This window comes from Bacteroides sp. 3_1_23, assembly GCF_000162555.1.
GTDB lineage: Bacteria > Bacteroidota > Bacteroidia > Bacteroidales > Bacteroidaceae > Bacteroides > Bacteroides ovatus.
On sequence record NZ_GG774955.1, the window covers coordinates 1206832 to 1229060 of the forward strand.

The window sequence follows — 22229 nt, forward strand, 5'->3', positions numbered from 1 at the left end:
TGTAGTAGTGATGAGAATACTTGTTGTTTCTTTTTCTGTTAATGGTGCAATGGGGGATAATTTTTTCTTGCTAACAAAATTCTTTTCAAAAGAGCATGAAGTATTTGTTGTGACTAATAAAAATATTGGGTATGAACTATTAGGAACGAAGAATATATGCAACATCCCTTTTGATAGAAAAAAAACTTTAGATTTCGTAAATCCATTGTCATACTATTGTATTTATAAGTATGTTCATTCTCTCGATTTTGATGTGTGTTTCATTCATAGTCCGCATCCGGTTAACAGATTCATCTATAGAATAGTAGACCATAAAAAAATTATTTCTTTTGTTCATGATCATATTCTTCATTCGGGTGTTAGACAATTAGATGCTTATCTTTTGAAGGCTCAATACAAAGATTATTTTAAATATAGCGCAAAAATAATTGTATCATGTCATTTTATGAAAAATGATATACTGCGACTTGGGCTGATAAAGGATGAAAAAAAAATAGCAGTGAATTATTTGGGTTTAATTGAGAATTTGGTATATCCTAAAAATGAAAATAAGATTTTAGATATAGATGTGTTATTTTTCGGTAGAATAGAATATTATAAAGGTCTTGATATATTAGTAGAAGCGGGAAAGCAGATGAAGAATGTGAAATTCATGATTGCTGGAAAAGGGGATATAAGTCAAATTTTTGGAATAGATTCGCTGCCGTCAAACTTTGAACATGTTAATAAGTATGTGCCTGATAATGAGTTGGCAGGATTGATTCAACGAAGTAAAGTAATAGTATTACCTTATAGAGATGCCACAGGTACGCAGACGGTACAGAGTGTGTTCTATTATGAAAAGCCAGTGGTAGCAACAAATACAGGCTGTTTCCCTGAATATATAGAAGATGGAGTAGATGGTATTATTGTACCAGCTTTAGATATTGTGGCCTTACGGCAAGCTTTGGAGAAACTTTTAGGAAATGATGAGCTAAGAAAAACTATGGGGAAAAATGGTTTCAAAAAGCTTGCAGTGAAGTTCTCTAATGATGAAATTTACAAGAAATACATTTCGATATTTGGCTCGATTTGTAAATAAGAAACAGTTCGAAATAGAATTATGAAAATTTTGCATGTTGGTCAAATGATCGGTGGGCTTGATATTTATATCCGAAACTCTATTGTATATGCAGAAAGTGGTTATGAATATGTTATTGTTCATGGAGATAAGGATAATAACAAACCGATAGAGAAATATGGAAGAGAAATAAAGGAGTATAGAATAAAACTTTATCGGGATTTAAATTTGTGGAATGATTTAAAGGCTATTGTGCAGACTGTGAGAATCATAAAGAAAGAACGTCCTGACTTGATTCATTGTCATAGTGCTAAAGGTGGAATTGTTGGGCGGGCAGCTGGATTCTTGACTCATACGAGAACTTTTTATACACCTCATGCTTTTTCTTTTTTAAGTGCACAATCCGTGGTAAAAAGAAATATCTTTTTGTTTATTGAATGTATCACGAAGTTTAATGCTCGTCTTCTGGCTTGCTCAGAGTCTGAAAAAATAATGGGAGTGAATATGGTGCATTATAAAAAAGATAGGGCTTTTGTTTGGAATAATGCTGTGCCTGATGCTATAAATGAATTGAAAAAAAAATGAGACTGGACAAATATATTTGTTATATAGGGAGACCATCATATCAGAAGAATCCTATTTTTTTAGTAGAAGTGGTGAAAGAGGTTCATACTTTACATCCAGAGGTGGGATTCTGTTTATTGGGAGTAGGTTATTATTCACCAGATCTGGATAGGATGAAAGTAAAGATTGCTGAATATGGTTTGGATAAAGTAATAGAATTGTCTCCATGGCTTAGCCATAAGGAAACATTGGAATGCGTAAAGAACTCAATGTTTTACCTGACTGTAGCCCGATATGAAGGGTTACCTTTGGCAGTGATTGAAGCTATGTCTTTAGGGAAAGCAATAGTTGCATCTGATGTGGTTGGGAATAGAGATTGTGTAGAGGATGGGTATAATGGAAGATTACTTCCTTTTAAGAAAGAGTCTTTTTTGAAGGCCATATGTGAATTGGTAGAAGATAGACAGAAAAGAGACTGGTACGGAGAAAATTCACGAACTCTTTTTGAAAAGAAGTTTCTGATAACTAATAGAATTAAAGAATTAGAAGCTATTTATCAATCATTCTCTTTATAAAATTCTTCAATTATTGGGAACTACAAAATGTACAGTCCTATCATATAAAATATATTGTGATTATCATTAAAAATGAGTATCAAATGAATTAGTATATGAATGTTAGACAAGAATTAGGTATAAAATAAAATGTTGAGATGTAATAAACACGTGAGTGTTTCGTATGTGAGATGAAAAAAATGTAGGTCCCTAGCTTCATGCTGTAAACAGTATGATTCTCCTACATTGTGGATTGGAAATCGTACGACGGTACATTTCTGATCTACGCCCTGACATCGGAGGTTAAAGCCGATGTGAATTTCCCACTATATCAACTGTCTGTGAAGATCGTTGATATTTTTTTACTCTCATTATACTGGATAATAATATCAGTTTTCTTTGTTTATATGTTGAAATATTTGTAACTTTATAGCATAGAAAATAGTAATAAAGAAACGATGGAACATTCAGACTTTGTAGTGAAATGTTATAATAAACAAGAGTTAGCCCAGATGTATTTTCCTGATTTGACAATTCGTGCTTCGGTCAATAAACTTCGGAGGTGGATGAGGAGATGCAAGCCATTGATGAATGAGATACTGTCTACTGACTTTCATCCGAAGACAAAGGCATTTTCTGTGAGAGAAGTGCGGCTTATTACTTATTACTTGGGAAAGCCGGGAGAACTATAAATGATATAAACATAAAAAACTACGGGAGACTGCACTTTCGCGAGCTCCCGTAGTTCTTTTTATATATTCATATACTCTTTTCGACTGTCAAAACAGGGACAAGCCTTATGAATCGAAGCACTAAGTTGATAATGCCCCAGGATTTGCGCATCCGGATACTGATGTTTGAGAATCGTCAACAAGTCAAGTAGCGCGAAGCGCTGCGCCTGTGTTCTCGTATCCGCCGGACGACCTTCTTCATCCAACCCACCTTCATAGCAAATTCCAATACTATGCCGGTTGAAACCTCGCACATGCGCACCGGGCTCTGATACCGGGCGACAATGGTGAAGTTCCCCATTACGGGTGATGTAAAAATGATACCCTATGTCCTTGAAACCTCGTTGCAGGTGACATTGTCGAAGCTGCTCTACGGTGAAGGAAACATTGCAGCGCGTCGCGCTGCAATGAATCACCAACAACTTAATCTCACGTGGGAGATAGTTTTCTTCTGAATTTTCCATATCGGTCAGCAGGAGATTAATGTCCCACGCAGGACGTTACACCGATAGCCGAAATGATCGAAGTCGCGATAGTTACAATAAACTGGAGAATGTTTTTCCAAAGTTGCTTTTTCATATAAATTTGAATTAAAGAATAAATACTACTGATACATTATGAACTCAAGAACCAGTCAACAACCGGTTGATTAAGCTGCCGGGTCCGGAGCTTCCCCGCTGCCGGAACCTCCCTGATTATCATCACCGCCATCATCAGGAAGCGGATCTTTATCCGAATCAGTGGAAGAATCACTTTTATACAATGTATAATCCAATGTCTTACACAACTTGCGGAGATCACTACCCGGATAGAAGAGCACTTTGCCCTTATCAATGCATGATGCCTTGAATTCCTTTGCCGTATCGGTAGGAGTACCGGTCTTGATACTCATACGGAAATTACCCAGGTCACCCATCTGGACGATATTTCCTTCATCCAGTACATTGACGATTTCGAGCAAAAACTCACCGATACAACCTTCCAGTTCCCCTTTGGAATAAGAAGAGCGTTCAGTGATACGTTTACAAACTTCCTTGACCGTCACTTTACGACCGCTACGCGCCACTGCATAAAATTTCGGAGTTTCACTAGGTTTCAACAGGTTCTTACGAGCCATGAGAGTGTAATTCTGTGCCATAACTTTTAATTTTAAATCATTAATTTTTAATTGTTTAATTGCCTTGTAATCGATTACATGACAAAAGTACTACATCGGGAAAGCGGCATGACGCATAATGACGCACACAGGCGCACAGATAAAAAGAAAAAACATCGGGAGATTTGTATCGAAACTTCCCAATGTTTGATTTCAATCATTGAGATGTTTTTTTCAAATCTCCCGATGTTTTTCCGGACTCTTCAAAAGGACAAAAGGACAAAAAGGACAGATGTGACTATTGCTCATTCATCTTGGTATAGGAACCATGGGATATCTTATTGATCTTTACTCCATTAAGCGATTTTAGCAGACGTGTTACCTTACGATGGTTGAAATCGTATTTTGCGCCAATCTGAATCGCTTCATCTGTCGTGAAACTGTCGGGCAACTCTTGAACAAAATTACGAATAGTGTCCGGATTCTTCAGTGGACGGACCGAAGGAGACGGCATGGATGAGTGCAACAACCGGCTATGCTCGTAACAACATAGAACGATTTGAAGAGAACGCTCAAAATCAGCGTCCGTGCAATAAATCTCGGGAGAAAGATCGGTTGCTTCAAATTGCCGGATACGGGTCTGGATCATACTGATACGCATCACCAGAAAAGCATAGCGTTTCACTACGGCTTGGAGGTCATCGTTGCCTTCCAATGCCACCTCGGACAGCATACGTGAGAAAATCTCATTCAGACGGTTCCATTGCAGGCGGTTGAAATGAAAAAGAACCGGATGAGCCAGACAGAAGTGATATAATTCGGAGACACGATGCGCAATCGGTTTGAAAGAATCTTCCAGTGAGACGCAGTCGTCGCCCATTTCTTTCCAGTGCGGAGCTTCGCGGAAAGTGTAAATCAGGGTGCGGCTGGGCAATCCGTTTTCGTAGCTGCTCAATAGGCCGTCTATTTGTCCGGGAGTACCCGTCAGCAACAAAGCCAATTTGGGATGGCGTATATAGATCGGAATGAGGCCGTTGGCTTTGTAGGAAGAATCTATATTTTCGTGCTCAAAAGCCTTGCGGAGCATATCGTCGAAATTGCCACAATCCAGATGATTGGTTGTGGATAGCGTTTGTGCCTCCGTGTCGAAAATGATGCTTCCCTGTGGACCGTTGTCCTGCATCTGCATTTGCATGCGGGTATAGCTGGTAGTAGCAGGAATGAATAGCATTTTGAAAGGAGGTCGTTGCGGTTCTTCGGAGCATGCTTCTCCTTTCTTTTTCTGTTTTTGATATTCTGATTGCCAGTTATTATGTACAGTTTGGTAGTTTTTCATCATAGATTCACTGGTAGACAGGATTTCTGAATGTATTTCTTCCAACAGGTATCGTCCGGTTTGGGCGATACTTTTACCACTGGCGGCAGGCGAAAGTATGACACTGAATATATGCGTGGAGTATTTTTTATGATTATAAATTCCGAAAGTCTGCGGAAGTGCTGCGCTCAAGGCCGTGAGATCGGAAAGGAGAGCGACATCTTGTTCGCGTTCGCTTCCGTCTTCAATGATACAGTCATTTAATAGGTCGGGAAGATTATTGTACAAACTGCGGGGAAATAAAGGGGTTCCTTTTCGGAATTCTTCTCCCAGCCAATAGGCTTCGTCGTCGGTATCGGAATTTTCTGCAGTACTATATTGTCTTTTTGTCCTTATGTCCTTTTGAAAAGAAGGGTCGCTGGCCGGAGAGGAAGCGGGTGCATGTTCATTAACTTGTTTATATCCAGACGATAAAACCTTTGTTAGCTCTTCGGAACGAAAATCTGTGTGCTCGAAAAATAGAGAAAGTTCGCGTAATATGCTTTTCTGGGGATAGTGTCGGCGGCAGGCTTCGCAGGCAAGTTTGAAGACGTTGGAATGGCGCTGACCGGCTGTTAGCGGATGAAAGAAAATATAGGACGAAATAAATTGGGCGATTTCTTCTTCAGACACGTTTTCCGGAGTATTATCCTGAAGGGGAAAGGGAGGAAGCACTTCATTTTCAGAGAAAGTGTTTGTTTCTTCTTTTATAAGTGGCTCCAACACAAATGCCTGATAGAGCGCCGCAACATATCCGTTGGGGGAATAACTGAAATAACACAGGCGACTTTCGTCCTTGCATGCCGGGTCACTCTCCAATCCCAGCAGTTGATTGTAGTAGCGGCTCACTAGTTGCTGCCCTTCACGATGGCGGTTTTCGATACCTTCTACATAGGCGAAAACTTTCACTCCGTCGGTAGGGCTTTCTATTGCCGCTACTGTGTGGGGATCTGCCGCACAACGTTGGATGACTTGAAGACGATCTTTTACATGATCGTAATCAAGTCCGACAATATGGCTGGGGAGAAGAAAGTTTTTGATAGCGTGCGCTCCGTCGAATGTGCCTGCCGGAGTGAAGCAGGGGAGTTGGTTTTTCAGCTTCTGTGCCGCGGCATGGTCTCCTTCTGCATAGTACCGCCGAATAGCGTTTATGATGGAGGCATAGATCGGATGAATGCACATAATAATGACTTCAAGGAAAGACATGACTCGGGGCTTTTTTGAATACACATTTTCGTAAACCGAGACTTTGATTTCTTCTAAAACTTTCATATAAAATTGTTTTTGTAAGATTGAGCTACCTGACTATCAGATAACGGGAACAAAGGTCGGGATATTAAAAATAGGGTTGCTTCCCTATGTGGATAGCACTTGATAAAGCAAATAAAAAATGAAATATTATAATTTATTAATCATAGAATGACATGGCAAAAGAAAAACAGGAACCTTATGAGTTTTTAAGCAATTTGGTATTGGCTTTAATGGATATGGATCGTATTTTCAGTAACAGTTTTTTCATAAGCGAATTCGCTATCTCTCCTAAAACATTAGGGGAGATAAGGCGGGGAGAGGATATGTGCATTTATCAGTATGTACGGGTGATCCGGTGTATGACGAAATATCTTCATTTGATTATTCAGCTGGATATGTTGCTGAAGGAGTTAAGAATCGTACTGTCTTCCCATTGTGACTTGGTGGTCGCTACGGTTCCGCATCGTTCTTGCGGAACTTGTCAGCCGACAGAATGGGTGGCAGTGATGCATTGGGATGGAGTGAAATTGTGATTTCTACAGAAAATAGGGCATTTTTTCAATCTTTTTGCCCGATTTCTTTCTTTATTTAATTTTTTTTATATCTTTGCTTTCATATTGAGAAACACGGATAAAAACTCACTTATTTATTCATATAAATTTAATAAATTATGTTCAAAGCTCCTTTCTCATTTGACGGGCGTATTCGTAGAATTGAATATTTCCTGTCGGGCATTATCGGTGGTATAGTTTCCAGTATTGCATGGGCACTTGGTGTAGGTACATTTATTTTGGGTGCTGCCAGCGGATCGGCCGGTGGATCAGTATTTGGTTTATTGATCGGTCTTGCTGCTATGATTGCTTCCATTTGGTTCTCTTTGGCACAGGGTGTGAAACGTCTGCACGACTTAAACAAATCCGGTTGGCTGATTTTGTTGTGCTGTGTGCCTATCATTGGTTGGATTTTTGCATTGTATATGTTGTTTGCAGATGGTACGGTAGGTCCTAATCCTTACGGAGCAGATCCGAAAAACCGTATGCCATATCAGGCACAGCCTGCTTCTGTAAATGTGACTGTAAACGTTTCAAGAGAAGAGGTGAAAGTTGACAAGCCGGTGGAGGATGCTCCCGCACCTGCAGAAGCTCCAGCGGAGGAGAATAAAGAAAAAGCTGAATAATCTTATTAAAGAAGAAATAAGAAAGCCTCTTGCAAAATTCGTTTTGCAGGAGGTTTTTTGTTACTAATCTGTTTGTTATTCAATATTTTGTATAAATTTGTAGAATAAATAATCAATCTATCGAATATGTATATGTTAAGCACAGTAATCTCTCAAACTGGTGAATGCAATGCACAGCACGCGACAGACCCTTGTTTTTTAAATCAATGGGGATATTCTACCCTTTTGTTAATCATTATCGGGATAGGTTTAGTATACCTGCTTTTTAAGAAGCGGAAATTCTTAGTGGATAACCTGAAATGGATTGCAGGTACAGTATTTATTGCAGGTTTCCTGATATATTGGTACGCTTTTAATGAGGGAGGGAGTGACAGTAATTCGATAGCGTTGGCGTTTAGGTCTGCTCTGTCTTCTATGGAAATGTTCGCTTCGCATTCCGATCTTTTGGAGGTTCCTGAAGATCTGCATCATGATCCTTTCTACATGACGATATTTTCTGTGATACATTTCCTGGCCGTTATAGTGAGTGCGGTTTTTATCATCAAACTGTTAGGATTCAGATTCATCTCATGGGTGCGGTTATGTGCGGCGAATCTTTCAAGAAAGAAGAAATGCCGGCTGTTTATTTTCTGGGGTGTCAATGATAATGCGATACTGCTGGCTAACAGCATAAGAAAAAAAGCGGCAGAGCCCAAGGGGAAGGAATGAAGAAGGTTGGGAGGAATTGTAAATTACATTTTTGTTGAGGTTGGCTTTCTGCTAATGAAAGCAGTTCTCATGGCCGGTTCACATTCAGTCATTTCTTTAATTCGTCTCATGACGGAACTGAAAAATTCATAGAAAAGATAGAAGAGCTTGACGGCATACTGGTTAACTCTAAATTTGGAATCACAGGCCGGGTTATAGATAAAGTCAAATCGGAATTTGATTTATACAAATATCTCGGATTGAGGAGATTGGGAAATCTAATCAAGAAGTATCCGCAGGCAACTTTCTATTTTTTGTCTCCCAATGAAGAACTGAATCTGGAGGCGGTGTCTGTTTTTAAGGAAATAGCGAAATGTAAAGAAGATAGAGTCCATAATCTGGTTCAGATTTATTGCCATGCGCGTAAGAACAACCAGAACCAGAAGTTGGAAATATGTGATGGGTTGAAACATCAGATTCATATCATCGACTCGTCTAATCTTGCTGTATTGCAATTAAAAAAGAATGTGAGGAATCACCCCGTGAATTTTGTAGATGTCGATACATCGAAGGCTTGTGTAAAGAAACCTTTTACGTCGATGATTATTGGCTTTGGAGAAACCGGACGTGATGCATTTCGTTTTCTATATGAGTTTGGGGCATTGATCGATGTAAATGGCAATAGGAACCCTCAAAAAATATATGTGGTTGATGAACATATGGATGAATTGAAAGGTGATTTTTTAATGAAAGCACCTGCCTTGAAGGAGAGGAAAAATGAGTTGGAATGGTGTGAAGAAATGTCTATCCATTCCGAACGTTTTTGGGAAAAATTTTCTGAAATCATTCATGATCTAAACTATGTTGTAATTGCTATAGGAAATGATAATGAAGGGATGGCATTGGCGATTGATCTCTACGAATATGCCTATCGATATAGAAAGGATTGTTTCAATGATTTTAGGATTTATCTGCGCGTCAATGGAAGTTGCAACACCATTCAGCTGAAGCAAATAAAAGAGTATTTTAATATTTATGGCAATACCCGGGATGTAATCATAACTTTTGGAGCGCAGGAAGAAATATTCTCGTACGATGTGGTATCGACAGATGTGCTTGAAGTATTGGCAAAGGAATTTTATTATGCATATCAGAAAATTATGATTGACGCAATGCCTGAAACGAATGAGAAGGAAATTGAAGAGAAGAAGAAAGCGAAGGAAAGCCTGAAGCAAACAGCGGAAGAAGAATGGAATGCGCGTAGAGAGGCATTGCAGGACAAGCATAGCTTGAATGCACAAATTAAATTGGCTTATCAGGAAGAGCAGGATAGGGCTAATGTATGGCATATCGATACCAAAAAGTTTTTAGCCGGGGCCATGGGAGAGGATGGCAAAGATAATAAGGAAAGATTGAAAGAGATGGTTGAGCTGACGCAGCGTGATGCCCATACATTGAACTATTCTAAGGTTTGTGACGTTGTTTCCAGTACATTATTTGATAATTTGAGTAAGTGCGAACATTTGCGTTGGAATGCATGTATGGAACTGCAAGGATTTGTAACGTGTGACGGAGATAAAGACTTTCAGCAGAAGAAGCATAAATGCATCGTCGATAATGATATTTTAAGAAGTAAATATCCGGAAACCATCCCTTATGACCAGTGTGTGGTTGAGCTAAGTTTTAGATTGAAAAAGAACTAACTATATGACAGATCAGGAAATAGTCGACGGATTAATCAATCGGGATGAAAAAATCACCGATTGGTTTTTCAACATAAAATATCGTCCGTTGTTTATCAATGTAATTAAGCTGATATTTGATTACCAGGTTGATTACGATGAATGTATCAGCGAACTCTACCATCATCTAATGAAGAATGATGCTGCCGTTCTTCGTAATTTTGAGGGACGTAGCACCATTGGAACATGGATTAAGATTGTGGCAATTCGTTTTTTCTGTTCCCGGAAAAAACGTGAACAGATGATAGAAGACGAGAGTAAAGAGCCTCTTTATGAGCAGAATCATGAAGAAGAAATAGACGACTCTGAATCGAAAATAGCCGCAAAGATTGATTTGGAACGTTTGTTCGATCTGATGTCGAATAAGCGGTATGTGATGGTCATCAGGGAATTAGTACTCAAAGAGGTCGAACCTGAATTTTTAGCATTATCTATGGGAATAACTGTTGCTAATCTGTACAATATTAAAAAGCGTGCGCTGGCAGCATTGGCTCACTTAGCTATGAATGATAAGAAGAAGTATGAAAACAAAAGATAAAAATATGATAACCGAAGAATTGTTGGCTGCTTTTGAAGAAGGTAAGACGAATGCTGAAGAAACAGCTTTGGTACTTGAATATCTGGCGACTGATGAAAGTTTGCAAGAGGAATTTATCTTGTCTCAACAGTTGGATGCCATGATGGGAGCTGATGATGAAGAAACGGACTTCCTGCCAATGGCGCAGATGGCAGCCAAATCGGAAGGTAATCTTTGTGATTTCCAGTGTGAGCAGTTTATTTTGAAACGTAGAAAGATTGAATATAATTCGGATGAACTCTCGGAGGAGGCCAGAAATAACAGTTGGTTGAGGGAGAGGGGAACTCCTTTGCATAGTGTAGGCCGCCTGCTCGAACAACGCGGATTGATTGTGATGCGCAGTTATGGTTCCAGTATTGACAGTGTCATACGTGCCCTCAAGGCCGGACATGATGCGATTGTTGTGGTAAATAGTTGCCGGTTGCCGGGAAATAGTGAGGAGGAAATTGCTTATCATGCAGCAGTAGTGCTTGACGTAAATGAAGAGGAAGTGACGCTTTATGATCCTGCAACAGGAGAGGAAAGTACGGCCTATCCCAAGGATCACTTTATTGCGGCATGGAATGATGCAAAAGCGTATCTTGCGAGAGTGAAAGTGCCTGATCTGGATTATAATCCGCGGCCTATTGATCTGGAAGATGTTGAATTGAGCACTGATTTGATTGAATTGCGTGAAGCCATTGCTGAAAATGCGCACGAAATCTGGGCCGACCAGCGCCAGGAAGAGGGATGGACTTATGGACCGCAGAGGGATGACGAGAAGAAAGAGACTCCGGACATGGTGCCTTATTCCATGCTTCCTTATTCGGAAAAAGAATATGATCGACGTATGGCGTTTGATACGATCAAGCTGATGAAAAAGCTGGGGTATAGTATTATCAAACAGGGCGATACGGCTCTTCATAATGAGCTGATGAGAAAATTGAAGAATGAAGGTGATGCCAAAGTCTGTGAATGTGGTGCGTCTATTTTTATGGACCAAATCTATTGCAGTCATTGTGGTAAAAAGATAGATTGGAAATTGTTCCGCTAATATATAAATAATGAATCATAAAATGAAAGAGTATATTCCCAATCCGGTGGATACAGGACATATCCAACTCCCGAAGGAGTTGGAATATTTGGTAGAAGAGATGGCTAAGAATGTTCATGAAGTCTGGTCGAAAACCAGAATAGAACAAGGTTGGACGTATGGAAAAAAGCGGGATGATGTGTTGAAGCAGCATCCGTGCCTGGTTCCGTATGAAGAATTACCTGAAGAAGAAAAGGTGTACGACAGAAATTCTTCGGTGGAAACCTTGAAACTGATTATGAAACTAGGGTTCAAGATTTCGAAGGATGAGGAATAGGCGATTTGCCTGCATCCAACAAGATAAATGGTGCCCAATATTTACTGTCTGCATATCCGTTCTCACGAAGGTACTGTTGCGCTTTTATAAGAGCCTGTCGTTCGGATAACCCTGAAATGATGTTCTCATAGAATTTAGTCATGAGAAGCATGGAGGCCTGGTCGTCAACAGCTGAAAGTGTCATGAGGATGGTTTGTACTCCTGCATTCTTAAAGCCTCGTTGAAGACCGAAAAGACCATCCGCACCAAGAGTACCTTGACCGGTGTTGCAGGCAGAAAGAACAACCATACGACAACCGCGGAGGTTTAGTTTACTTATTTCATCTGCACGGAGCAGTCCGTCGTTATTCTCTTCCGTGGCATTGGCGCCGGACATAATCAGGAAGCAATGCTTCATCGCATCATCGGCTTCACGTTGCTTCAATTCTTTATAGTCTCCGTGAGTAGCTATGTGAATCAACGAAACAGCTTTGCCGTCGAGTGCCCGGAACTGCTTTTCCGTTCCGTTTTCACCTACGAATAGATTGGTTTTAATCTTCTTTTCTTTCAATAGGGAATTTACGTTATTTACTTCATTGAGCGTATATGGTAACTCATGATACCCATTCTGTCCGTTACGGAATTTCCCGGAGTTATGATCTGTAGAAACAATATTGCGAACTTTAGTTGAAGCCATTTCGTAGTCTAATCCTCCGAAAAGTGCGGCTGATGAGTAGTTCAGTGAAGCTTTGTCGAGTGCGATTTCTTTTGTTGACGATAAACGATAGACGGCTTTCTGGAATGCTAACGGCGGGTTACCCGCTCCATACGGAAGATATTCTACAGGTAACTGATGAAGTATCCCGTCAGGTGAAAAATAAATAGTATCCGCTTTGCTGATATATTCATCCAGCGCTTTCCAGAAATGTGCCCCGTTTTCGGTTGTGGTGAAAGCCGTAGGCGATTGCATCTCTTTCGATAGCAATTTCTGACTCATTAACTTGATTGCGGTGGGAGACGTGTCGCCCGGACGAAGTACGAAAGCGGCCAGGTGTTTGTCCGGAGCTAGTAGTTCATCGTCTATGAGAGCAAATTCTATGGCGATGGAGTTTCCATGTAGATGCTTTTGTACGTCTTGCCATTTGACAGAAAGATAACGGGTATAGTCGCCGAAATCAGTAGATTTTCGCATCAAGTCCAGTTGCAGCTGTTCATACTCCTCTTTCTGGCGGATGATATTTTTCCGTGCTTCCGTCTGATTGGTTGCATTCGGGAGTTCACTTTGCATGGATAAAATTTGTTCCGCCATAAGGGTAGCCTTGTTGTATTGGTCGAGCAGGGATTTATCTCCCGAAGCGCGGATCAGAGACTCCAGTTCAATAGACGAATTGAGCATAATACCTTTCGAAAACAATAATGCATCGTAACCTAACCGGGCAAAACGTTGTTTTTGTTCAGGTGTACCTGTTGCGGCGATATTGGCTGCACGGAGGGGAATACTGTCCAGTGAGGAACGGATATCCTTCCAGAATGCCAGGCGTTCATCGGCTTTCGAGAGACGGAAAAGATTACGCAGCGCGGTTGTTTCGCCGGAGAGGAAAGGTTCCATATAGGCTAATGCCTTGTCGGTCTGTCCTTGGGTATAGTAGATGTCAGCGATAGTCCCTAATGCGGAGACATACATCAAACCGTCTTCTCCCCATTGCAGGCGATAAGCGTCCAATTGTTCAAGATTCTCTTTCAATAGCCTGTTTAAAACCGCCATTCGTTGACGTTCGGCATCCTGTTCTGTCTGCCTGGCTGCTGTCTCATTGCCCATCATGGTGTGGCAACGATTCAGACTGCTAAGTACATCCTGATATTTTACATCACTGCCTGGAAGAACTTTGTAAATGTCTGCAGCTTGTTGGTAGTTTGCTGCTGCTTCTGCATATTGTTTTTGTCGGTATAAGATACTGCCTCTGGAACGCAGAATTTCCCCCATCTTATCTGACTTATCACCCGTCGGAAGCAGTTTTTCGGCTTTTGTGAGTATTTCGAGGGCTTTTCCGTACTCCTTGGTGAATTCGTAGTTACGGCACAATGCAATGGAGGCGTCTACATATTTGTCCAGTTTGTCCGGCAACATCTGTGCATAAACCGACAGTGCCTGGTTGAGCATACGATTGGAGGCCTCATACTTGGCGGCAATGCTATAATTGAGTCCGCCCAGATAAGATTCCAATGCAAATTTAGCCTGTTCGGCAGGATTGTTGCGAAGGATGTCTGCTGCCAGTTCGTAGTATTCGCCGGCAGATGCATGATCTTGTATTCCGGAGAGAAATTGCGCATAGTTGTGGCGTACTTTAAAAACGATCTCCTTATGGGTATTCACATCGCATTTCTTTAAAGCCTCCAGAAAATGTGCCCTTGCCTTGTCGTTGTCACCTATACTGGCGAAATACTGTGCACGCTCGGTCAGACAAACGGGCTCGTCGCAAGGCTTCTCCAATTCTTTTTTATTGTGAGCTTCTGCCAATTTCATGTATTCCAATACTTTCGGCTGATTGTTCAGCTCCAGGTAGATGGACGATATCCAATCGAGAAGTTGCTCGTATTCTTTTGAATCGTCAGGAAAGATGTTGAAGGCCTGCTCATAATAAGTTACCCCTACGTCTTTACGTTCCGACAGGTAGTACAACGAACCTATCTGCTGGAGTTGACGGGCAACTGAAAGGGACTTTTCGCCATACATCTTTTTACTGATGGCTATTTCCTCTTCTACGATGGCACTTGCTTTGTCCATTTCTCCTAAAGCTATGTAGCAGCGGGCGAGATTGATATGAAACATGAATGCCTGTTCGGGACGGGGTTGAATGCGACTGCACAATTCCCATGTCTTGCTGTGAATTTCTGCTGCTTTAGGATAGTCTTTTGCAACAGTCAGGTAGTAGAGTCCCGTGTTGTTCAGGGAGGAAATGTATTTGATATTTGTTTCGCCCAGTATGGTCTTGCGCATATCTGCTGCCATTTGTGTATAGGTTAGTCCTTCGGGACGTTCCAGATTCAGATAACAACGGCCGAGAATGTGCAGGCAGGTAGCGCGTTCCGCACTCTGTGTCTTTCCCGTTTTGACATATAATTCATCCGCTTGTTTCAGTTTGGTAATGGCAGTTGGGTAATCTTGTTTACTTTCTAGTTTTTGAGCTTCTTCAACCAGTAGGTCGGCTTGGCTTGCAGTCTGTGAGTAGGCTGTCAGACATAGACAGGCTAATAGAGATAGAATGAATTGTCGCATATAATAGAGATTTTAGTGGATTAAAATAAGATCAAGGCAAAGCTCCCGTCTCTCTTGCTTTTATTGGTGATCGAGACGATGATTTTATACCGTTCGTCCGAGCTAACCTTTTCTTTACGGAAAGGAAGACCTTTCCGGACACTGTCATTACATTTGTATTCCCGTTCACTTTTCGATTGATAACCGATTGTCTTTATTTTCCAACTGAAAGAGCGATTCACCTCTGCCACACAGCCTATCTGCGAGGTTCCCGAACAGCTCGGAATCTCGAAAGTACAGGTCTGACCGGCAGCCACCATTTTGGTATCTAATCTTACTTTGTTGGCGGAGTCCTTATCACCTCTCATCCTCGCTTCTGCTGCATACTTGTCCGCAATTTCATAGATTGTTTCATTATCAACGCAGGCTTGAATGAATTCGTAGTCAAATACCAGATGTCCTTTCAGGCTCAAGACATCGCCCTTGGTTTGTTTGACGGTTAATGGGATAGGGGCTGCATCACGCAGCGTTTTGCTTACTGCCAGCAGTTGTTCGCCACTGGCAAAGCCGCCGTCCAATGCTTCACATGCTTTCTTACAGGCGTCGAACACCGTTTCAAAGGGTGTCGTTGTCTGTGCATTGGCACTCATTTGCCCTCCGATGGAAAAAAACAGGAGGATGAATACTCTGAAAATAGTTTTCCTGCTCATTTTTATTCTGCATTCATAGTGTTATTGAATAGGATTAAGTACCACACGAAATCCGATATGTGGTTCTGATGTATCGTAAGTCTGTACGCTACGATGGCGAATGTCCATATCACGTTCGTTGGCCAGATAGCTGCCTCCTCTCACTATCTTTTTATGGTGTCCGGGATTCTCTGCCGGACCTTGGGGATCTGTGACCCGTGTATTTTCATACCGGATCATCCAGTCTGTACACCATTCGGCGGCGTTACCTGACATGTCGTATAAATCGAATCCGTTTTCGCGTTTCTCGCCAACGGGATGCAGGCGTTCATTAGCATTGGAGGCATAGTAAGCTACATCACGAATGTTGTCTGAACCAGCATAAGGATAGCTTTCGCCTCCGGCTGCTGCATATTCCCATTGCGCCTCCGTAGGGAGAGAAAAAGGTAAACCGGTGAGCTTGTTCAGCTTCTTGGTGAAGGCTTCTGCATCATTCCACGTTATATGTGTCATAGGCAGCATGCCTTCTTCCGTAACAATGGAGTCATTCATAATGGCATACCACAACGAACGTGTTACTTCGTATTTACACATATAATAATCGGAACTTAATACAACGGTGTGCTGCGGTGAGTCATATCCTTTTCCCATAGTTTTCCCCATGATGAATTCTTTGTTTTTGGCCGGAATCAGCAGCATATTATTCATCATGTCCACCAGGGAGCGGAGCTGGGGCAGTGTGATTGTGGGATTCCATTTTACGTCTACCCATTCTTTCTCTCTGTCTTTTATATCCCTGTTCCCGGTGTTGTTTACGGAAGCGCGTCCGTCATTCCGGAGTGCATTGAATTCATGCAGGATGGAGTCGCATGTAGATTTCAAAGAACTGTCCGGGTGTTTCTTTATGAAACTACTATAATCGTCATAAGTGCGGCAATCCTTGAATTCCAGTTTTTGTTCTGCCGTTCTTTGGATGGAAGTATAAGTTTTGCTTCCTGCTACTATTAATGATAGAGCAATGAAAGTCATCACAAGCCATTTGGCAGATACATAAGAAGGTTTTGATAACATTTGTTTCAGGAGGTCACCCTTTATATCTTTGAATCGGGCTACTCGTGAGTTACTGTAAAATACAGCTTGAAAATCTTTTAATCCGCTAATGTCCGGTGGTAGTTGCAGGGTGGCGAAATCATAGCTTTCACTTTCCTGCGGAGCAATCGGAATGATATTTATCTGTTTGGGGTTTCTACTCCGGCGGTGTAACGCACGGCCTAATTCTATCCGGACAAAATCGATTTCTCCGGTATGGCTGATCTGCTTAATTTCCGTTTCAAACTCTTCATAGGTCAAGGATGCCATCCGTTCGTAGAAAGCCACTTCTTCCATGTCCCATGTTGCTTTTTCGCCTGTCTCGACCGCTTCTTCATTGAGCGGGCGGATCGTTGTAAACGTCTCCGGCACCATAAACATAATGAAGTCTTTGCACTCATCAATACGGCGAATCAACTCAACATCAAACCGACCGTTTAAATTGTCTTTATCAAAGCTCACCCTTTTGCGGAATCCGGATTCTTCCAGCATCAGTTGTAGCATTTCAGGCTTGTCGCCCGAACATCTTTTACGGTAACTTATGAATATGTCGTAATTATGCTTGCTCATCAGCTGCTAAGATAATAAAAAGAAACAGATTTGTCAATCTTACTCGAAATTTATTTTTATCTTTGAAATTCGGTAAACAGAAAAAAGAAATATATATGAAAAAAGTAATTTGCAGTGAGAAAGCTCCGGGGGCTATCGGCCCTTATAGTCAGGCGATAGAAGCCAATGGTATGGTATTTGTGTCCGGTCAGTTGCCTATTGATGCCGCTACGGGACAGATGGCTGAAGGGATAGAAGGACAGGCTCGCCAGTCGTTGGAGAATATCAAACACATTCTTGAAGAAGCAGGATTGACAATGGGAAACATTGCCAAAACCACTGTCTTTCTTCAGGATATGTCCCTGTTTGCAGGGATGAACGGTGTGTATGCCACGTATTTTGACGGAGCCTTTCCGGCACGTTCGGCGGTTGCCGTAAAAGCTCTGCCAAAGGATGCGTTAGTAGAGATTGAGTGTATCGCGGTTCGCTAACAAATCTGCGACAATGAAACTGCTGCCTCCTACAAAGATCAGATCTTTGGGGGGGCAGTTCTTTTTTGCCGCCTGTACAGCTTCTACAACAGTGGGGTAGGTGGTACCTTTCAATCCGGCTTCTTCTGCCAATGCCAGTAGTTCATTTTCCGGAAGCGCGCGTTTAACGCTTGCTTTGGTAAAATAATAGGTGGCATATTTCGGCAATGCTCGCAGAACCCCCCGGATGTCTTTGTCATTGACCATGCCGAATACAATATGGATCTCCTGATCGAAGGTTTTGTGAATGGCATTGAGCTGTACATGGATATATTCGATTCCATCAACATTATGTCCCGTGTCACAGATAATATCCGGATAGCTGTGTACTTTCTGCCAACGCCCCATCAGACCGGTGAGCTGACATACGTTTGCAAGACCTGCGCGATAGTCCTGGGATCTGATGTTGTAGTTCAGACGGGTCAGTGTCGCAAGAGCTTTTAGGATGGTAAACATATTTTCGAATTGGTAAGCTCCGCTCAACTCTGTGAAAAGTCCGAAAGGAAACATCTCATTGTGGATTTTGATAGCATCTTTTCTTTTGTCGAGTATCTGGTCTAGCGTACGTAGACTGTCTGACAGGTCTAACATGAGTAATGCTTGCCGCATCTGGTTTGCCTCTTCTTCTGATTGTTCGTCCATTGCTTCGATCATTTCGTGCATGCTCTGAATTGTGTTGTCCATCATCGGTCTTATTTCTTGCAATTTCGAATAAGGAACTATTTCCATGTCCCAGTACCGGGCATTTTCACGGGCATATTCGATAGGCGCATTCTTTTCTTTAGCTTTCATGGTAAATACACGTTTCACTGCCCCTTGGGCTCTGCCGATAACGACCGGAACTCCTTCTTTGATAATTCCGGCTTTCTCTTTGGCAATCTTCGTCAGCGTGTCACCCAGATATTGGGTGTGGTCGAGGCCTATGTTGGTGATAACACACAAATCCGGATGGATGATATTCGTACAGTCCAATCTTCCGCCCATGCCTACTTCGATAACTGCTACATCTACTTTCTGGTCGGCAAAATAACGGAATGCCATAGCGGTGGTCAGTTCGAAGAATGAAGGGTGCAGCGGCTCGAAGAAAGAGCGATGCTCTTCTACGAAATTGACTACATACTCTTCCGGTATCATCTCACCGTTGATACGGATACGTTCGCGGAAGTCGATTAAATGAGGGGAGGTGAATAGTCCTACCCGGTAACCGGCGCACTGCAATACGGCTGCGATGGTATGTGAACAGGATCCTTTTCCATTGGTTCCGGCGATATGTATCGTCTTGAATTGTTGATGAGGATGCCCAAAATGTTCGTCCAATTTGTGTGTGGTCTCTAAACCCGGCTTATATGCTTTGCCTCCTATTTGTTGAAACATTGGCGCACTCTCATATAAGTACTTTAAAGTGTTCTGATAGTCCATGTTTTATAATATTTAACGTCGGGCAATCTTTATTGCCCACTAATTTGTTTATCTTTAGAACCGTCAATCTGACTATAAATGGGGGATTGGCGAATGAGATTGCAAATATCAACATTTAAATCTAAGAAATCATGGGAACTAAGAAAAATTTTGTGCTAGACACAAATGTTATTCTTCACGACTACAATTGCTTGAAGAATTTTCAGGAAAATGATATTTACCTCCCTCTTGTTGTACTCGAAGAACTGGATAAGTTCAAAAAAGGAAACGAGCAGATAAATTTCAATGCTCGTGAGTTCGTGCGCGAATTGGATGTGCTGACAAGCGATGAGCTTTTCTCCGACGGAGTGAAGCTTGGCGAAGGATTGGGACGTCTGTTTGTCGTGACAAGCAATGTGCCGGCTGCCAAAGTGTGGGAATCGTTTCCTATAAAGAAACCCGATCATTTGATTTTGGCGGCAACCGAATACCTGACCGACAAGTATCCGAAAATGAAATCTATCTTGGTGACCAAAGATGTGAATCTGCGCATGAAAGCCCGTTCAATCGGATTGCTTTGCGAAGATTATATTACGGATAAGGTGGTAAATGTAGATGTGTTCGAGAAATCTAATGAGATTTTTGAAAATGTAGATCCGGCATTGATCGACCGTATTTATTCTTCAAAGGAAGGCATTGACTTGAGTGAATTTGACTTTAAGGATTTGATTCATCCCAATGAATGTTTTGTATTGAAGAGTGACCGGAATAGTGTATTGGCACGCTACAATCCTTTTACCCATTCTATTATCCGTGTGATGAAGGGTAAGAATTATGGAATCGAACCACGGAATGCGGAACAGAGTTTTGCTTTTGAGATTCTGAATGACCCGAACATCAAACTGGTGGCTCTGACAGGAAAAGCAGGAACAGGTAAGACTTTGCTGGCTTTGGCTGCTGCTTTGGGCAAGCTGACGGATTACAAACAGATTTTGCTGGCACGTCCCGTTGTGGCGCTTTCCAATAAGGATATCGGTTTCCTTCCGGGAGACGCACAGGAAAAAGTAGCTCCTTATATGCAGCCGTTGTTTGATAACCTGAACGTCATAAAACGTCAGTTTGCTACAAACTCTACCGAAGTGAAGCGCATAGAAGATATGCAGAAAAGCGAGCAGCTGGTGATTGAAGCTCTGGCATTTATCCGTGGTCGTAGTTTGAGCGAAATGTATTGCATCATTGACGAAGCGCAGAATCTGACCCCGAATGAAATAAAGACAATCATCACCCGTGCAGGAGAAGGTACGAAGATGGTATTTACGGGAGATATCCAGCAGATTGACCAACCTTATCTGGATAGTCAGTCCAATGGCTTGGTATATATGATTGATCGTATGAAAGACCAGAATATCTTTGCACACGTCAATTTGCTGAAAGGTGAACGAAGTGAATTGAGTGAACTGGCAAGCAACCTGTTATAACAGATTTCTCTGCTAAGCGAGATAAATTAATAAGTGATTAAAAAAGAAAACGGTGAACATCCTGTTGCAAATAGCACAATTTGTTCACCGTTTCTTTATTGATTGAGTATACTTTTTCCTTATTCTTTCTTTCCGAAATATTTCAGGAACTGTGTACGTTCGAATGTATTAACACCCTGAACATCCTTAATATTCAGTTTGCCTTTGAATTGAGCTATATTCCTGAATCCTTTGCGTTCCATCCATGCAGAGAGGAAGCGATTGGCTTCTCCGATGAATGCATTTGTATTTAGATAGACTGCGCTACAAACTTCTACAGCCGAAGCACCGGCAAGGATAGCTTTCACTACTGATTCTGCATTGGCAACACCACCGGAAGCTGCATAGTCGATCTTGTCTACTACTGCAGACGCAATTCCGATCCAACGAAGCGGAATGGCGAGGTCGGAAGCATTGCTGAATATTTCGCCTGAAATATGCTCCATCTTTTCGATATTGATGTCCGGCTGATAGAAACGGTTGAAGAGAACAACTGCTGCTGCACCGTTGGCATACAACTGATCGATTAATGCCACAGGATTTGTCAGGTTATCACCCAGTTTCATGATTACAGGTATCTTGATTGTTTTTTTAATGTGGCGGAGAATATCGATGTGGCGTTGTTCGAATGAACCGTATGTATATTGCACTTCCGATTGCAGGGCAAGGATATTGATTTCCAATGCGTCGGCACCGGCTTCTTCAATCATCTTTGCAAAGTCAATCCATTCGGAATCAGTGTAGCAGTTGATGCTGGCAATGATAGGAATGGGGCATACCTTCTTACTTTCTTTTATTAAAGTCAGGTATTCGGATAGCTTGTGCTCACGGATATATTCTTCCAGATAGTCACTGGCTTCCGGATAGAAAGCCGGATCTTTCAGTTGGTCTGCTTCCAGCATGATCTGTTCCTCAAACAGTGATTTCAGAACAATTGCACCGGCACCATCTTCGGCCAATTTTTTGTTTTTGCCGGCACTGTTGGTCAGCCCCGAGCTACTGATAATGATAGGGTTTCTAAGGGAAAGCCCTGCGAAAGTAGTTTTTAAATCGGTCATAGCAATATGTTTTTTACTCCTG

The 22229-nt window shown here is 41.7% G+C and carries 20 protein-coding genes and 1 pseudogene; 12 read left to right on the top strand and 9 right to left on the bottom strand.

The genetic code is table 11. From position 1 onward, the window contains the following. Positions 1-10: 10 nt before the first annotated feature. The 4 genes from HMPREF9010_RS02180 to HMPREF9010_RS02175 all read left to right on the top strand — a co-directional run bounded on the left by HMPREF9010_RS02180 (position 11) and on the right by HMPREF9010_RS02175 (position 2870). Positions 11-1081, top strand: coding sequence for a glycosyltransferase family 4 protein (locus HMPREF9010_RS02180; protein WP_032852927.1), 1071 nt, complete (start codon positions 11-13; stop codon positions 1079-1081). A gap of 21 nt (positions 1082-1102) precedes the next feature. After that, positions 1103-1645: a glycosyltransferase gene (locus HMPREF9010_RS0124850; RefSeq protein WP_032852928.1), complete on the top strand. Its 543-nt coding sequence runs from the start codon at positions 1103-1105 to the stop codon at positions 1643-1645. Beyond that, entirely contained in the window at positions 1642-2199 is a 558-nt protein-coding gene (locus HMPREF9010_RS0124855) for a glycosyltransferase family 4 protein (protein WP_032852929.1), read from the top strand. Before HMPREF9010_RS0124850 ends, HMPREF9010_RS0124855 begins: the two co-directional genes overlap by 4 nt. Positions 2200-2636: 437 nt before the next feature. Then, entirely contained in the window at positions 2637-2870 is a 234-nt protein-coding gene (locus HMPREF9010_RS02175; protein WP_004296628.1) for a DUF4248 domain-containing protein, read from the top strand. A gap of 59 nt (positions 2871-2929) precedes the next feature. On the opposite strand, the gene HMPREF9010_RS25770 is transcribed toward HMPREF9010_RS02175, so the two are convergent. The 4 genes from HMPREF9010_RS25770 to HMPREF9010_RS02165 form a co-directional block, all read right to left on the bottom strand. Further along, entirely contained in the window at positions 2930-3373 is a 444-nt protein-coding gene (locus tag HMPREF9010_RS25770; RefSeq protein WP_008020284.1) for an N-acetylmuramoyl-L-alanine amidase, read from the bottom strand. A 16-nt stretch (positions 3374-3389) separates the two neighbouring features. Then, positions 3390-3488: a smalltalk protein gene (locus HMPREF9010_RS26235; protein WP_004303901.1), complete on the bottom strand. Its 99-nt coding sequence runs from the start codon at positions 3486-3488 to the stop codon at positions 3390-3392. Between the two features lie 70 nt (positions 3489-3558). Further along, complete coding sequence (locus HMPREF9010_RS02170) at positions 3559-4047, bottom strand: HU family DNA-binding protein (RefSeq protein ID WP_004296631.1); 489 nt, start codon at positions 4045-4047, stop codon at positions 3559-3561. A 256-nt stretch (positions 4048-4303) separates the two neighbouring features. Further along, complete coding sequence (locus HMPREF9010_RS02165; protein ID WP_008651493.1) at positions 4304-6631, bottom strand: DUF3987 domain-containing protein; 2328 nt, start codon at positions 6629-6631, stop codon at positions 4304-4306. 152 nt (positions 6632-6783) lie between these two features. Here HMPREF9010_RS02165 and HMPREF9010_RS02160 point away from each other — a divergent pair, with 152 nt between their 5' ends. From HMPREF9010_RS02160 to HMPREF9010_RS02135, 6 genes and pseudogenes are all read left to right on the top strand, one after another. After that, the gene (locus HMPREF9010_RS02160; protein ID WP_004303898.1) at positions 6784-7143 is read left to right on the top strand and encodes a hypothetical protein; all 360 of its coding nucleotides are present in this window, start codon (positions 6784-6786) and stop codon (positions 7141-7143) included. A 137-nt stretch (positions 7144-7280) separates the two neighbouring features. Then, positions 7281-7787: a DUF805 domain-containing protein gene (locus HMPREF9010_RS02155; RefSeq protein ID WP_004303897.1), complete on the top strand. Its 507-nt coding sequence runs from the start codon at positions 7281-7283 to the stop codon at positions 7785-7787. Positions 7788-7913: 126 nt separating this feature from the next. Further along, positions 7914-10177, top strand: a pseudogene (locus tag HMPREF9010_RS26815) (hypothetical protein). Positions 10178-10181: 4 nt separating this feature from the next. After that, positions 10182-10754, top strand: a complete 573-nt coding sequence (locus tag HMPREF9010_RS02145; RefSeq protein WP_008651496.1) for a sigma-70 family RNA polymerase sigma factor — start codon at positions 10182-10184, stop codon at positions 10752-10754. Positions 10755-10758: 4 nt separating this feature from the next. Continuing rightward, positions 10759-11826: a RyR domain-containing protein gene (locus HMPREF9010_RS02140; RefSeq protein ID WP_004310255.1), complete on the top strand. Its 1068-nt coding sequence runs from the start codon at positions 10759-10761 to the stop codon at positions 11824-11826. 22 nt (positions 11827-11848) lie between these two features. Beyond that, complete coding sequence (locus HMPREF9010_RS02135; RefSeq protein ID WP_004303891.1) at positions 11849-12142, top strand: RyR domain-containing protein; 294 nt, start codon at positions 11849-11851, stop codon at positions 12140-12142. Here HMPREF9010_RS02135 and HMPREF9010_RS02130 read toward each other — a convergent pair. The 3 genes from HMPREF9010_RS02130 to HMPREF9010_RS02120 are packed head-to-tail and all read right to left on the bottom strand — an operon-like array spanning position 12117 to position 17725. After that, on the bottom strand, positions 12117-15398 hold the full coding sequence (locus HMPREF9010_RS02130) for a CHAT domain-containing protein (protein WP_008651499.1): 3282 nt from the start codon (positions 15396-15398) through the stop codon (positions 12117-12119). The genes HMPREF9010_RS02135 and HMPREF9010_RS02130 overlap by 26 nt on opposite strands. A gap of 20 nt (positions 15399-15418) precedes the next feature. Beyond that, positions 15419-16087 carry a hypothetical protein gene (locus HMPREF9010_RS02125; protein WP_004310258.1) on the bottom strand — a complete coding sequence of 223 codons (669 nt, stop codon included), beginning with the start codon at positions 16085-16087 and terminating at the stop codon, positions 15419-15421. Between the two features lie 21 nt (positions 16088-16108). After that, entirely contained in the window at positions 16109-17725 is a 1617-nt protein-coding gene (locus HMPREF9010_RS02120; protein WP_008651502.1) for a formylglycine-generating enzyme family protein, read from the bottom strand. 95 nt (positions 17726-17820) lie between these two features. Here HMPREF9010_RS02120 and HMPREF9010_RS02115 point away from each other — a divergent pair, with 95 nt between their 5' ends. After that, on the top strand, positions 17821-18195 hold the full coding sequence (locus HMPREF9010_RS02115) for a RidA family protein (RefSeq protein ID WP_004303886.1): 375 nt from the start codon (positions 17821-17823) through the stop codon (positions 18193-18195). Here the strand turns inward: HMPREF9010_RS02115 and HMPREF9010_RS02110 are convergent. Further along, on the bottom strand, positions 18163-19653 hold the full coding sequence (locus tag HMPREF9010_RS02110; RefSeq protein ID WP_004303885.1) for a bifunctional folylpolyglutamate synthase/dihydrofolate synthase: 1491 nt from the start codon (positions 19651-19653) through the stop codon (positions 18163-18165). The genes HMPREF9010_RS02115 and HMPREF9010_RS02110 overlap by 33 nt on opposite strands. Positions 19654-19784: 131 nt before the next feature. On the opposite strand from HMPREF9010_RS02110, the gene HMPREF9010_RS02105 reads away from it, so the two are divergent. Further along, positions 19785-21110, top strand: a complete 1326-nt coding sequence (locus HMPREF9010_RS02105; RefSeq protein ID WP_004296645.1) for a PhoH family protein — start codon at positions 19785-19787, stop codon at positions 21108-21110. A 119-nt stretch (positions 21111-21229) separates the two neighbouring features. Here HMPREF9010_RS02105 and HMPREF9010_RS02100 read toward each other — a convergent pair whose 3' ends face one another. Beyond that, entirely contained in the window at positions 21230-22207 is a 978-nt protein-coding gene (locus HMPREF9010_RS02100) for a dihydroorotate dehydrogenase-like protein (RefSeq protein WP_004296646.1), read from the bottom strand. Positions 22208-22229: the final 22 nt, after the last annotated feature.